This is a genomic window from Enterobacter sp. FUJ80071 (assembly GCF_038739915.1).
In the GTDB taxonomy this organism is placed as follows: Bacteria; Pseudomonadota; Gammaproteobacteria; order Enterobacterales; family Enterobacteriaceae; genus Enterobacter; species Enterobacter kobei.
This window is the reverse complement of sequence record NZ_JBBXKH010000001.1, coordinates 2405490-2418619: the sequence shown is the minus strand read 5'-3', so window position 1 is coordinate 2418619 and position 13130 is coordinate 2405490. Positions and strand designations below refer to the sequence as shown.

General features: G+C 53.0%; 14 protein-coding genes and 2 pseudogenes. 6 read left to right on the top strand and 10 right to left on the bottom strand.

Going from position 1 to position 13130, the window contains the following annotated elements:
• Positions 1–3 precede the first annotated feature (3 nt).
• The gene (locus AAER43_RS11875) at positions 4–573 is read right to left on the bottom strand and encodes a hypothetical protein (protein WP_023337309.1); all 570 of its coding nucleotides are present in this window, start codon (positions 571–573) and stop codon (positions 4–6) included.
• Between the two features lie 21 nt (positions 574–594).
• On the opposite strand from AAER43_RS11875, the pseudogene AAER43_RS11870 reads away from it, so the two are divergent.
• From AAER43_RS11870 to AAER43_RS11860, 3 genes and pseudogenes are all read left to right on the top strand, one after another.
• Positions 595–681 (top strand): annotated as a pseudogene (locus AAER43_RS11870) (alpha/beta hydrolase); the annotation flags it as partial.
• A 275-nt stretch (positions 682–956) separates the two neighbouring features.
• On the top strand, positions 957–1400 hold the full coding sequence (locus AAER43_RS11865; RefSeq protein WP_014883852.1) for a PACE efflux transporter: 444 nt from the start codon (positions 957–959) through the stop codon (positions 1398–1400).
• 149 nt (positions 1401–1549) lie between these two features.
• Complete coding sequence (locus AAER43_RS11860) at positions 1550–1912, top strand: DUF4406 domain-containing protein (RefSeq protein ID WP_023330429.1); 363 nt, start codon at positions 1550–1552, stop codon at positions 1910–1912.
• A gap of 32 nt (positions 1913–1944) precedes the next feature.
• On the opposite strand, the gene AAER43_RS11855 is transcribed toward AAER43_RS11860, so the two are convergent.
• Positions 1945–2706 carry a DeoR/GlpR family DNA-binding transcription regulator gene (locus tag AAER43_RS11855; protein ID WP_014883850.1) on the bottom strand — a complete coding sequence of 254 codons (762 nt, stop codon included), beginning with the start codon at positions 2704–2706 and terminating at the stop codon, positions 1945–1947.
• An 86-nt stretch (positions 2707–2792) separates the two neighbouring features.
• On the opposite strand from AAER43_RS11855, the gene AAER43_RS11850 reads away from it, so the two are divergent.
• Entirely contained in the window at positions 2793–3377 is a 585-nt protein-coding gene (locus AAER43_RS11850) for a GDP-mannose pyrophosphatase nudK (protein ID WP_014883849.1), read from the top strand.
• Between the two features lie 83 nt (positions 3378–3460).
• Positions 3461–4219: pseudogene (tam, locus tag AAER43_RS11845) on the top strand (trans-aconitate 2-methyltransferase).
• An 8-nt stretch (positions 4220–4227) separates the two neighbouring features.
• Here the strand turns inward: tam and AAER43_RS11840 are convergent.
• The 6 genes from AAER43_RS11840 to AAER43_RS11815 form a co-directional block, all read right to left on the bottom strand.
• Positions 4228–5418: a cytochrome c biogenesis protein/redoxin gene (locus AAER43_RS11840; RefSeq protein WP_057057679.1), complete on the bottom strand. Its 1191-nt coding sequence runs from the start codon at positions 5416–5418 to the stop codon at positions 4228–4230.
• A 135-nt stretch (positions 5419–5553) separates the two neighbouring features.
• Positions 5554–6852: an ATP-binding protein gene (locus tag AAER43_RS11835; protein WP_050863059.1), complete on the bottom strand. Its 1299-nt coding sequence runs from the start codon at positions 6850–6852 to the stop codon at positions 5554–5556.
• Positions 6849–7589, bottom strand: a complete 741-nt coding sequence (locus tag AAER43_RS11830) for a response regulator (RefSeq protein WP_014883845.1) — start codon at positions 7587–7589, stop codon at positions 6849–6851. Before AAER43_RS11830 ends, AAER43_RS11835 begins: the two co-directional genes overlap by 4 nt.
• Positions 7590–7633: 44 nt before the next feature.
• Positions 7634–8629: an alpha/beta hydrolase gene (locus AAER43_RS11825; protein WP_342701942.1), complete on the bottom strand. Its 996-nt coding sequence runs from the start codon at positions 8627–8629 to the stop codon at positions 7634–7636.
• Between the two features lie 146 nt (positions 8630–8775).
• Entirely contained in the window at positions 8776–9216 is a 441-nt protein-coding gene (locus AAER43_RS11820; protein ID WP_014883843.1) for a GNAT family N-acetyltransferase, read from the bottom strand.
• Positions 9217–9268: 52 nt separating this feature from the next.
• Positions 9269–9853: a hypothetical protein gene (locus tag AAER43_RS11815; protein ID WP_050863057.1), complete on the bottom strand. Its 585-nt coding sequence runs from the start codon at positions 9851–9853 to the stop codon at positions 9269–9271.
• Between the two features lie 134 nt (positions 9854–9987).
• Between AAER43_RS11815 and AAER43_RS11810 the strand changes: the two genes are divergently transcribed.
• Positions 9988–10536, top strand: a complete 549-nt coding sequence (locus tag AAER43_RS11810) for a GNAT family N-acetyltransferase (RefSeq protein ID WP_050863056.1) — start codon at positions 9988–9990, stop codon at positions 10534–10536.
• Here AAER43_RS11810 and AAER43_RS11805 read toward each other — a convergent pair.
• Together AAER43_RS11805 and AAER43_RS11800 are read right to left on the bottom strand one after the other, a co-directional pair.
• On the bottom strand, positions 10524–11438 hold the full coding sequence (locus AAER43_RS11805; protein WP_023337298.1) for a bestrophin family protein: 915 nt from the start codon (positions 11436–11438) through the stop codon (positions 10524–10526). The genes AAER43_RS11810 and AAER43_RS11805 overlap by 13 nt on opposite strands.
• Positions 11439–11639: 201 nt before the next feature.
• Complete coding sequence (locus AAER43_RS11800) at positions 11640–13091, bottom strand: tagaturonate reductase (RefSeq protein ID WP_050863055.1); 1452 nt, start codon at positions 13089–13091, stop codon at positions 11640–11642.
• Positions 13092–13130: the final 39 nt, after the last annotated feature.

The following is a 13130-nucleotide window of genomic DNA, read 5'->3' as shown; positions in this document are numbered from 1 at the left end:
TGCTTAACGCGCCTGGCTGATAAGCTTGCGCCAGGCTCTGTTATGCAGAGTAAACAGCAGCATCTTATAAAAGGCGGTGGAAAAAATACAGCTGCCGCTAAGCAGTAACATGACGATACTCACTAGCGCCGCGGTCAGACTGACGCCCGGAGAAGTACTCTCGCTCAGCGCGGCAAGCAGATAAGCTGCTGTTAACAAAAGGCTTATCACCGTCAGCGTAAAATGTAACCGCACAGCGCGCATGCTGCCTTTGCCAATCATAAACATCGTCACACCGTTAAGGCCAGCGAACAGCAGGGCGACCAGCACAACCCACACGAATACGCGCTCGGCTGGCTGGTCGAGTGCGGTGAGTATGCCGTAACCCAGCCACAGCTGCGGAATGGCGAAACTGACAATCACCCCGAGCGTACTGACCGCCGCCGGAATACCCATGGTATGTAGGCCTACAGGCTTACCCATTTCTTCGGCCAGCTGCGTCTTGATCTGTTGCAGCTGCGTCGGGGCGGCATTGTTTATGTTGACGGCCACCTTGTTACAGTGTTGCAGTCGACGGGATAAAACATTAAACATTTGAATACTCAGCGATTAGGCACACATGTTGATTTATATGATCGTATGGAAAAGATTCCGTTCAAGAGCATCACGGCATTTTTTAATAAGTATCTCGATAAGCGATAGTAGAAGGGAAGGCAACTATGAAGGTTTTGTTGGTATCATTACGGGTCTCACATCCAATTTAACATAATATACATTATGCGCACTTACATTAAGTAAGGAGAAATCTGGCGTTATGTGGCTGTCATTGTCCTGAATGCTGATAGTCTCTGAAAGCGTCTCCGTTGACCATCTCACAGTGCCTTCCGCTTTTGCTCAGAGTTTCAATCCTGCATGTTTAGAAAAAGTTAAACGATGCCTGATATACTTCAGCTTTTGGAAAACGCAGCCCTGAGCAAATGGAAATTGAATTAAATAAAAGCGTTAAAGAACGAATCTTCCATGCTGTCATTTTTGAAGTCATAGCTAACGTTATCATCGCGCTGTCGCTTGCCTGGTTGATGAACGTTTCGATACTCCAGTCTGGCTCGCTGTCCGTGATATCTGCACTGACCGCGACGGCATGGAATTTTGTTTTTAATAAACTCTTTGATTCGCTACAGAAAAAATACCGCTTTCAACGAACCTTCCTTGTTCGTGCGATCCATGCGGTGGGTTTTGAAACAGGACTGATCATCACCTTAATCCCCGTTGCGATGGTTATGCTGGATTTACCCATCACTGAGGCATTTTTCGTTGAGATTGGGCTGGTGCTGTTTTTCCTGCCATACACAATGCTGTTTAACTGGCTATACGATTACCTGCGTTGGATGTTCGTTGGACGGAGGCGTTCGGCTTCATAACAATAGCCCTTCTGTCTAAGTGATCAAATGCTCTGTCATGCATGTTTTTGCACGAAAATGCACGAAATCATTTCATAACGCGGCGGTAATTTCGTAAGATATCGTCTACAAACGTGCAACTTCATGCAATCACACTGATAGAGGTATCTATGACACAACAGCTCATTTTAATTGCCGGTCCCTATCGAAGCGGCACCGATGGCCTTCAGGCGCGCATTGATGAGAATCTTGCGCGTCTCGAAAACGCCGCATTAGCCGTATACCAGCGTGGTCACGTTCCGGTCATTGGCGAATGGCTGGCTCTGCCGCTGGCGAAGGCTGCGGGCTCGACATCGTTGGGAGATGACATCGCAGAATCAATGCTTTACCCCGTAGCTCACCGGCTCATCGCAAAATGCGATGCGATTTATCGGATTGCCGGTGCGTCTAAGGGGGCGGATATGGACATTGAAGTGGCCAGGGAACTTGGCCTCACGATTTATACTACGCTGGAGAGCATTCCTCAGGCTTAACGATGACCGTGCCAGTCAGTCATCTGACTGGCTCATGAGGAAGCCAGTACGACCGATACCCCTTTTTCGGATAGCGTATGCACCCAGCCACGATCGGTATCGTCTTCGACGACAAGGGTATTCGCTAAGGATACGTCCCCAATCACAAACGATGACGCCGTATTGATTTTTTCCGGTGAAGCCAGAACAACCGTCTCGGCCGCTCTGCCGGAAAATGCACGTTTGATGCACGCCTCTTCGAAATCGCCCGTGGTCAGCCCTGCTTCCGGATGGATCCCGGTCACGCCCATAAAGAACAGATCGGCATGAATGTTTTCGATACCTTCGATGGCCGCCGCGCCGACTGCAACAATCGAGTGTTTATACAAACGGCCGCCAATCAGAATCACTTCAATAGCGGGATGATTAACCAGCCCCAGAGCAATGCTCGGACTGTGCGTCACCACGGTAATACGCAAATCAGGCGGTAAGAAAGTAATCAGTTCAGAGGTCGTCGTTCCACCGTCAATGATCACTACCTGGCCCGAAGAAATCAGCTGCGCGCCCTTCTGCGCCACCTTTCTTTTGGCATCCATTTTAACGGACTGACGCTCTGCAAAAGGCACAATAGCGGAAGACGACGGCAGCGCACCGCCGTGAACACGCTGTAAACGCCCTTCTGCCGCCAGCTCGCGTAAATCACGCCGGATGGTGTCCTCAGAGACATCAAAGAGAATGCTGAGCGCTTTAGACTGGACCTGGCCTTCGGCGCCGAGCTTCTCAAGTATCAATTGTTTTCGCTGACTGGTGAGCATTCTGGATTCCTGACATTGCATGATAAATCTTGAAACTGCACGTTAATGCTGTTATTGATTGTTACTCTACGTAAGGAGGACAAAACGTGCAATCGAAACGTGCAGATGTGCGCATCATTAACGATGAAATATTGTCAGATAACTGGTACTTACTCAAAAAATATACCTTTGACCATCAACGACGCGATGGCGAATGGCAGCGACAAACGCGTGAAGTTTATGACCGGGGGAATGGCGCGACTATTCTGCTCTACAACCGTGATAAAAAAACGGTGATTCTGACTCGCCAGTTCCGTTTCCCGGTCTTTATCAATGGTCATCAGGGTGATCTGATCGAGGCTGCTGCGGGCCTGCTCGACAATATGGATCCAGAGAGCCGAATAAAGGCAGAAGCGGAAGAAGAGACCGGGTTTAAGGTGTCAAGCGTGCAGAAAATCTTTGAAGCCTATATGAGTCCGGGTTCCGTTACGGAGAAACTCTACTTCTACCTTGCCGAATATCAGCCAAAGGATAAAACCAGCGCAGGCGGCGGTATCAAAGCGGAGGGTGAGGATATCGACGTGCTGGAGCTCCCCTTTGAGGACGCTTTGCGGGGCATTGAAACGGGCATGATTGTCGACGGGAAAACCATCATGCTGCTCTATCATGTTGCACTGAAAGGCATTCTGTAATCTGACCTTGTTGCGGCACCTGTCCCGGTGCAGGTGCCGGCCTGTGCTATCCTTGCTGGTACACGCAAAAAGGAGATCTAAAGATGGCCGACTGGAACCCTTCTCTTTATCTGCAATACGGTGCTGAACGCACGCGTCCTGCCGCTGAGCTACTCGCCAGAATCCCACTGGATGACGTCGCCACCCTCGCCGATTTGGGCTGTGGTCCGGGAAACAGCACGGCGCTGTTGCGCCATCGCTGGCCGAACGCACAGATTACCGGGGTCGATAACTCGCCCGCCATCCTGGAAGAGGCGCGCAGTGCGCTGCCGGGCTGCCGATTTGTTGAGTCCGATATCCGCCAGTATAAGCCGGACCAGGCGCTGAATTTGATTTATGCCAATGCGTCATTGCAATGGGTTCCAGACCATTACGATCTTCTGCCTCACCTTGTTTCTCTCCTCGCGCTTAATGGCGTCCTGGCGATCCAGATGCCGGACAACTGGCTTGAGCCTACTCACGTAGCCATGCGCGAAGTGGCCCTGGAGCAGGACTATCCTGACCGCGGTAGAGAACCGCTGCCTGGGGTCCATGCCTACTATGATATTTTGTCCGAAGCCGGGTGTTAGGTGGATATCTGGCGGACGACCTATTTCCATAAAATGCGCTCGCATCAGGCCATCATTGACTGGGTCAGCGCCACCGGGTTACGCCCATGGCTCCAGGAACTGAACGAGCACGAACAGAAACGTTTCCTGAAACGCTACCATGAACTACTGGAAGAGCAGTATCCGCTCCAGGAAAACGGGCAGATACTGCTGGCTTTTCCTCGGTTGTTTATGGTTGCTCAGCGTCAACCCTGAGGCGGTAATCAGGAACGGGCTTCTTTCAGCAGCTGTTGAATCACCTGTTCCTGTTTATCGTAATTTCCCTCCCCAAAGGAGGTGTAGCGCAGCTGCCCTTTAGCATCAAAGTAATAATGCGCTGGCCAGTACTGGTTGCCGAAAGCATTCCAGATTTGGTAATTATTATCCGTCACAACCCGATACGGCAGTTGCCATTTATTCACCGCATTTTTTACCGACGAGATCGGTTTCTCCCACGGATATTCCGGGGTATGAACCCCAATCACGACCAGACCTTGCGACTGATACTTTGTGGCCCAGTCGCGCACATGGGGAAGCGTATGCTGGCAATTAATGCAGTCCCAGGTCCAGAAATCAATCAGGACCACCTTCCCGCGCAGTGATTCAGACGTGACAGGGTCACCGTTTATCCACCCTGTTCCACCGCTCAACGACGGCAGCTGGCTACTCGGCTCGGTCATCACCACCGGCTGGAGCTTCACCGCTTGTTTAGCGGGTTTTGCCAGATTCAGCAGCGTGGTTTCAAGACGGTCCGCCACCCCATTTGCACCTTTCAGAACAGACGTCATTCCGGTCGCGTTAAAGACGACAGCCGCTAACATCACCACGCCAGCCCCCTGGCGAAGCTTCGCCATCAGCGCCGATTTTGCTCTCAGTGGTGCCATCAGCGTACGGCCTCCGAGAACGAGTAAACCCAGCATTAACGCGCATCCACTGCCGTAGGCGGCAAGTAACGCCCCTGTCGCGATGGCTGAATGTCCCGCAATATTAAGGCTGAATATCGCCCCCAGAATGGGACCTGCGCAGGGGGACCAGAGCAACCCGACCGCCAGCCCGGCCAGAAAAGCAGATGCCATACCGCGTGTTTGTCCGCTTCGGGTGTTCAGGACGTTTCCCGCGCTGACTGCTGGCCCGGCAATTCGCTGGGCAAAGGAGGGAAAAATTAACGCCAGCGCGGCCATAGCCAGAATGATAAGCGCGATCCAGCGTCCAACGACGGTGGCTTCTGCTATCCACTCGCTGGCGACGGTGACAACCATCGCAACCAGGGTGAACATCACGATCATCCCCGCGAGCAGTGCCATAATATGTCGTCTTTGCCCCTGAAAACCGGCAAACAGGAGGGGAATAACCGGGAGCGTACATGGACTGAGCAGGCTTATCATCCCGCCCAGAAAAGTAATTATCAAAAACATAGAGACCTCACGATACAAGTCCTGCGACGCTGCAGTGAGGCTATTTCATCGTGCGGATGTGTTCAGGATATGTGTAAAAGCGCGGGTTTTGTCTGGCTCTGTATCTTCCCGGAAGGCAGATACAAAGCCATACAATTAACGTCGTGGGAGCGTAACGGAGACATCCAGCCCGCCCTCGGCGCGGTTCACCAAGTTCAGCTTGCCGTCCAGCTGTGCGGTCAGTTGCGCAGCAATTGCCAGACCCAGTCCGGTTCCACCGGTATCACGGTTGCGCGATGTTTCAACCCGATAAAACGGCTGCAATACGGCCTCCAGTTCGGCATCGGGTATTCCCGGGCCGCCATCAATAATGTGGATCACCACCTCACTGGCGGATGAATCATCAATGACAATGTTGGCGCGCTCGCCAAATTTCAGGGCGTTATCCAGCAGGTTGGTCATCACCCGGCGAAGCGCCTGCGGACGCGTCACAATCGGCAAACGGGATTCGCCCGCCTGAAATTGCACGTTTTTACCGATGTCCTGATAATCACAGGCGATGCTGTTTATCCAGGCATTAAGTTCCAGCTTCAGCGATGTCTCTTCCAGTGATTCTGATGACCGGGCATAGGCAATCCCCTCGCGCACCAGACGCGACATATTATCAAGGTCATCCATTAGCTTGTCGCGCAGTTCAGGTTGTTCCGCCATTTCGACCCGCAGCTTCATGCGGGTAATCGGCGTCTGGAGATCGTGCGAAATGGAGGCCAGAATCTGCGCACGTTCCCGGAGATAAGACTGAATACGTGCCTGCATGGCGTTGAAGGCATGGGCAGCCCGTTGTACCTCAAGCGGCCCTTTCTCGGTCATTGGCGTATTGGCCGCCGGATCCAGGGCGTCAACCGCGCGGGTAAACTGTGAAAAAGGCCGCACAACCTGCCGCACGGCAAACCAGGAGCACGCCGCGAGCAGCAACAGTTGCAGGATGAGAACAACGGGCAGCCAGCTGGCGACCGGTGGCATGCGCGGGATCAGATCAATGGTCAACGGCGCGCCGTCGTGTAACGTAAGATGCGCCTGGATATGTGAAATGGTGCCAGGAACAGCCGTAAAGCTGAGCGGGTATTGTGCTGCCAGTGTCGCTTTTAAGGTACGGATGGCATCCAGGGAACGTTTATCCGTCGGTGCGTTGCCCGGCTCACCCGGACCGAGGATATAACGATAGTTACCCCGCTCAAGGCGCGGCAGCCACGCCGCCCGTTCAGTGGCCGGCAAGCGGTCTAAAATGGCCACGCTGGTCGCGACATCGTATTCCAGGTTACCGAGCATCACCGTGCGGGCGCTGTGCATTCGTTCTATCATGACCAGCGTCAGGCTCAGGGCGTTGGCCAGCAACAGGCCGGGAAGCACAATGATCAGCAAACGGGCCAACAGTGAGCGTGGCCAGAACCTCATTCGTTCGCCTCTTTGATCGTGACTGGCATGGTAAACACATAGCCCTCGCTGCGCACGGTTTTAATATAGGCGGGTGTACGCGCATCTTCATTCAGGCGTTGACGTACCCGGCTGACCAGCAGATCGATAGAACGTTCAAACAGTTCGGCGTCGCGCCCCTGCGTCAGGTTGAGCAGCTGATCGCGAGTCAACACGCGCTGAGGATGATCGAGAAAAACGCGCAGCAGGCGATACTCCGCCCCGCTGAGCGCCACAATCACCCCTTCCGGGTCTATCAGGTGGCGGGCAACGGTATCGAGCTCCCATTCACCAAACGTCACCAGTCGCCCTGCTTCTGTTACCTGTAAATTGGGCGGCATTGTACGAAAACGGCGTAAAATCGCTTTGATTCGCGCCAGCAATTCGCGCGCAACAAAAGGCTTCACAACGTAATCATCCGCCCCCATCTCCAGCCCCAGGATCCTGTCCGTCTCCTCATTACGCGCCGTCAGCATCAGGATAGGCAGATCTTTATGTTTGCCGACACGCAGTTGCCGACACAGTGTAAGACCGTCATCGCCGGGCATCATGACGTCCAGCACCACCAGGTCGATATGCTGTTTATCCAGCACGGCGCGCATCTCCTTGCCGTTGGCCGCGCCGGAGGCGCGATAGCCGGACTTAACGAGATAGTCGACAATCAGTTCACGAATATCCCTGTCGTCATCGACGACAAGGATATGGTCAATATGCTCCACCGAAATCTCCAGACTGAAGGGTAACGTATTGAAAATAGCACATTTCAGAGTTTATCTGCGTCGACCACCGCTTTAACGAAATCCTGCGGATCTTCCTGAGGCGGATTGTGACCCACAGTCGCTCCAAAGGTGCGGTGTTCATACTTACCGGTAAATTTACCCGCGTAGGCCTGTGGTGCCGGATGCGGTGCCCCGTTGTTTCCGCCTTCGATGGTGATCGTTGGTACGGTGATATTCGGCAGCGCGGCCAGTTTTTGCTCGTAGCTGTCGTATTTGCGCTCACCTTTTTCCAGCCCTAAGCGCCAGCGGTAATTGCTGAGCGTCACCGCGACGTGATCCGGATTATCGAGCGATTTGGCGCTGGCGTTGAAGGTTGCATCGCTAAATTTCCAGTCCGGTGAGGCCTGCGACCAGATCAAACGGGCAAAGTCATGCGTGTTTTTAGCGTAGCCTTCCGCACCGCGCTCGGTGGCGAAGTAAAACTGATACCACCACTGTTGCTCTGCTTTTGGCGGCAACGGTTGTTTGCCAATCTGCTGGCTGCTGATGAGATACCCACTCACCGAAACGAGCGACTTAACGCGTTCTGGCCACAGCGCCGCAACGATATCCGCGGTGCGGGCACCCCAGTCGTAGCCTGCAAATACGGCCTGTTTAATATTCAGGGCGTCCATCAGATTAACAATATCTTTCGCCATCGCAGACGGCTGGCCGTTGCGCGGGGTTTTAGCTGACAGGAAGCGAGTGGTACCGTAGCCGCGCAGAGAAGGCACAATGACACGGTAACCTTTTGCCGCGAGTGCGGGAGCGACTTCAGCATAGCTGTGAATATCGTAGGGCCAGCCGTGTAATAAAATGACCGGTTGACCGTCTTTCGGGCCGATGTCGACATACCCGACGTTAAGGTCGCCGGCGTTAATTTGCTGCGGGTGGTCAAAGGCTGCCGTGAAGCTGGTGCCGGTGACTTCGGCCTGACAGGACATCACGGTGCCAAGAGAAACGGTCAGAGCAAGGGTCGAGTAAGCGAGTTTGCAGAACATATTTGGTGTCTCCGATTAAGTTCAATTCACGGGGATATAACAACACCTCAATGTATAGCGGATATGTGCGAAAGCGGGTTTATTGCAAGCCTGTGTATGTATCAGGAACACAGATACAGTGTGATACAAACACAGGCGTTTTAGCCTTAAAGGGAAAGGCGATAGCGAACGTAATCGTCGGCCTCACCGTATTGATCGTAGAGTTTACGCGCCGGGTTATTCTCCCGGGTGACCCAGTACAGTTTTGACCACCCTTCACGCTTACCTTCTGCAATCAGGGCATCTATAAGCGCTTTGCCCGCCCCTGCGCCGCGTTCAGCAGCATCAACAAACAGATCTTCCAGGTAGCAAATGGGCGCTGTTGACCAAGTTCCTTCGTGCAGAATACACATTGCGAAACCGATCACTTTTTCGTCCTTCTCTACCACGCGGCAGAACATCGACGATTGCGCTGAGAGCGCCCTTTCCCAGGTTGATGCGGTAACGGATTCCTCAAGATAGCACTCATAGAAATGGGTATAGCCATCCCACAGCGGTCGCCATTGAGAATAATCATCTTCGCGTAGCGGTCTTACCGTAACTGCCATGTGTTCCTCGCAATACCTGTTAATTGCCATAGTGAAACAGCGTAGGGTCGTATCACCTTTTTAATCGCATTTTGCGGGCCAGACGGGCAAGACGCTGCGTACGGCAGTAGAGCGTAAAGAGCACGAACCCTCTTCCATTCATCACCCATCTGCAAAGTACCAACGCGAAGAAGGCAATGACCAGTGGCCAACTACTTCCGTGATGGACAAGCAAGAGATATACCGCCTGAACGACGGTTATTATCAGCAAAATAAAGAACAGCGCCAGAAATCCCGCTAACCCTGACGTTAATCCCCGAGCCAGAAATACGCTTGTGATGATGAGCGCGCCAATCATGACCAATGACGGTAAGAAAAAGCTCAGTGCATGGTGTAAAGGTGATAAGCCCTGAAACGCATGGAGAAAAGGCAGAAGATTAAATGCAAAAGCCACTAAAAACAGAGGAAGCAGCACCGCGACCGGATAAGGGTTTTGACGTGGAAGCTCATTGAGCGGCCGGGAAAAATAACGTTCAAGCTCGGGAGTGGAATGGTTCAATAGATGAGCCTCGCCTCGGGCGATAGTCTTCTCAATCTCCCAGCCATGATGCAGGAGATCACAGAAAACGCGTCCGTTTAAAAGTGGCAGCAATCTCATCAAAAATATCACCATCAAATAAAAGGAAACGATTTTGGTGGTCAATAACCACAGCGCAGCGCACTGGAATGTGATAGAGATAAAAATACCAGAACCCAAACAAAAACATAACGCTTAAATACGGAGATCCGCGGATGACAATACCTACGCTCACGACTGAACGCTTACTGTTAAAACCGCTGGTTGCCGAAGATGCTGTCCAGATACAGAAGCTATATCCGCGCTGGGAGATCGTGCGTTATATGGTCTCTTCGGTGCCCTGGCCTTACCCGGATAACGGTGCGGAAAATTATGTTAACAACGTGGCGCTGCCCGATATGGCAAAAGGGATTGCCTGGTTCTGGAGCATCCGGCGTCGCGAAATACCGGATGAACTCATGGGTATTATCTGCCTGTACGATATTGAAGATAACAACCGCGGATTCTGGCTGGCACCGGAGTTTCAGGGTAAAGGCTATATGCGGGAGGCGAGCATTGCGGCGACGGATTACTGGTTCAATACGCTGAACAAAGCGGTGTTGCGTGCGCCGAAGGCCGCCGCCAACAGCCGCTCACGTCGTATTTCAGACAGCAGCGGCATGCGGCTTGTCAGAACGGAAAAGAAAGCCTACGTCAGCGGTATGCTTGACTCCGAACTGTGGGAGATCACCCGCGACGAGTGGAACGCCCGTCAGGTCAGCTGATAATGCTTATCTGGCATCAGCCTTTCAGGAATGTTCTCTTCATCGTTCATCTGCAGCAGATCGCGTTCCATATTGTTGCAGATGGCGTCCAGCGGCAGGTCGTTATCTTCCGTACCAAACGGATCTTCCAGCTCTTCTGCCAGGGTATCCAGCGAGATAAAGGTGTAAGAGATCAGCGCGGAGACAAACGGTGTCATGTAATGCAGGTCCACAACCAGCGCGAACGGCAGCATGATGCAGAACAGATATACCGTGCGGTGCAAAATCAGCGTATAGGCAAAGGGCACTGGCGTCGTCGCGATACGCTCGCAGCCGGAAAGGACGATGGACATGTCGTTCAAGCGGTTGTTCAGGCTATGGAAAAGAATGTCCGAAAGCTGTCCGTTACGCCGCCGCACGGCAAGCCACTCCCCCATGATCAGTAGAATACGGTTGGCCGGCGAGTTGGCAGCCATCACGTGCCGTAAATCATCCGCAGCAAGATAACGAGCGAGTTCGTCAGCGTTCAGTTCCCGGCGCAAGGTCATTCGCAGGCAGTTGGCAAAGGCAATCTGCAGGCGGACAAACTCACCCAGATGTTTATCGTCAGGCAAGGTGTTTTTTACCTCGCGAAACAGCGAGCGTGCCGCTATCATCAACTGCCCCCAGAGCAGTCGAGCCTCGACGTAACGTGAATAACAGGCGTTGTTTCTGAAACCCAGAAAGATAGCGATCGCCACGCCGAGAATGCTGAAGGGCGCGACGGTAAATTTGATGCCCAGCGAGGTGTACCACGGCAGCATCAGTATCACGGCGATAGAAAGCAGGAAGTTGAGCAGCAGTCGGGTATAGATTTTGGGAAGTACCGAACCGTGCCAGACAAAAATCAGTTGTAGCCAGTGCTGTTTAGGACGAACAATCATAGTGAGTTTCAGGCAAGAAAAGAGCGTGGCTATTAAACGTGATCCCCCTCACGGTTGCAAGCATGTTAACGGGACATTGCATTTTCCCCTCTGCAAAGCGAAATATGCACGGTGCTGATTCTCTTTTTTAAAAACGGAGAAAATAGTATGTTGTAACTAAAACAGATTCTATTTAAACCCGGCCGCAGCCGGGTGACGTGATTAGCAAAGTGGCTTCACCGCTGCGCGCATTCCCTTCAGCAGAATGGCATCAAGATCCAGCGTCACCTGGTCCACCAGGCCGTTCACCTGCGTCAGGTCCAGCTCCCAGTGCTCTCTCTCGCTCAACACAGCCTGCACCAGTTCACGGGTACTTATCTGATTATCGCGGTGCCGCGCCCATAACTGCTGATAACATTCCAGCCAGTTCGCATCATCCTGTACCGGATAGCCCTCCCCGTTACGCTCCGCGCGATAAAACGCAATCAGGGCCGCTAACGCAAACGTCATACGGGGTGGTAACTGCCCCCTGACCTTCTGCCCGGCCAACAGCTGCGGCAGAATGCGGGTGCGGTATTTAGTCATGCCGTTGAGCGCAATCGAGAGCAACTGGTGTCTGATGTAAGGGTTCCGAAAACGCCCTGTTACCGCGCTGGCGAACGATTCCAGTTCATCACGTGGCAGATCGAGGACCGGAATAATTTCCTGATAAATCGCTTTTTCGACGAAAGCACAGATATCGGCATCATTCATCGCCTCACCGACCGTATCCAGCCCCGCCTGGAACGCTACCGGCACCAGTGCCGTATGCGCACCATTCAGGATGGCGACTTTGCGCTCTTTGTAGGGTTTGATGTCATCCACAATCAGCACATTAAGCGGATACTTATCCAGACGCAGTTCTCGAGCAAGGAATGCTGGTCCCTGAATAACAAACAGGTAGAAGTGTTCTGCCGTATCCAGGAATGCATCGTGATATCCCAGCTCAGCTTCCAGCGCGGCCGCTTCATCGCGCGGGTAGCCGGTCACGATACGGTCAACCAGCGTTGAGCAGAAATGGTTTGCTTCATTTAGCCACTGGATGAAAGCGGCAGGCAGCGCCCACTCCTGCGCATAACGCAAGACCAGTTCACGCAAGGCGTCTCCGTTGTAGTCTATCAGCTCACACGGAATGATGATCCAGCCCTTATCGGTCGCACCATTGAAGTGGCTGAAGCGCTCAAACAGCAGGCGCGTCAGTTTCGCCGGATAGCTCACGGCAGGCGCATCGTCGAATTTGTCACCCGCGTGATAGCCGATCCCGGCCTCGGTGGTGTTCGAGAAGACAAAACGCATATCGGGGTTGTGGGCCAGTTTCAGGAACGCATCATACTGGCTGTAGACGTCGATCTCCCGGTTAACCGAGCGGATAAGACGGCTCTCACTTACCGTTTCGCCCTGCTCATTCAGGCCGCGAATGATGGTGGTATAGAGGCCATCCTGGGTGCTCAGCGAGGGCGGGAAAGCACTCTGAATGGGGCGAACGATAACCACACCGGCATTGAGATCGGTAAGTTCATTGAGCAGGTCAATTTGCCAGTCGACAAACGCACGAAGGAAGTTGCCTTCACCAAACTGGATGATGCGTTCAGGGTATTGAGCACCGGGAAAATCACGACGGTTAAGCGTGTTCACAATGGGTTCCTTTTATGATTAGTCATACAGCCTGATAAG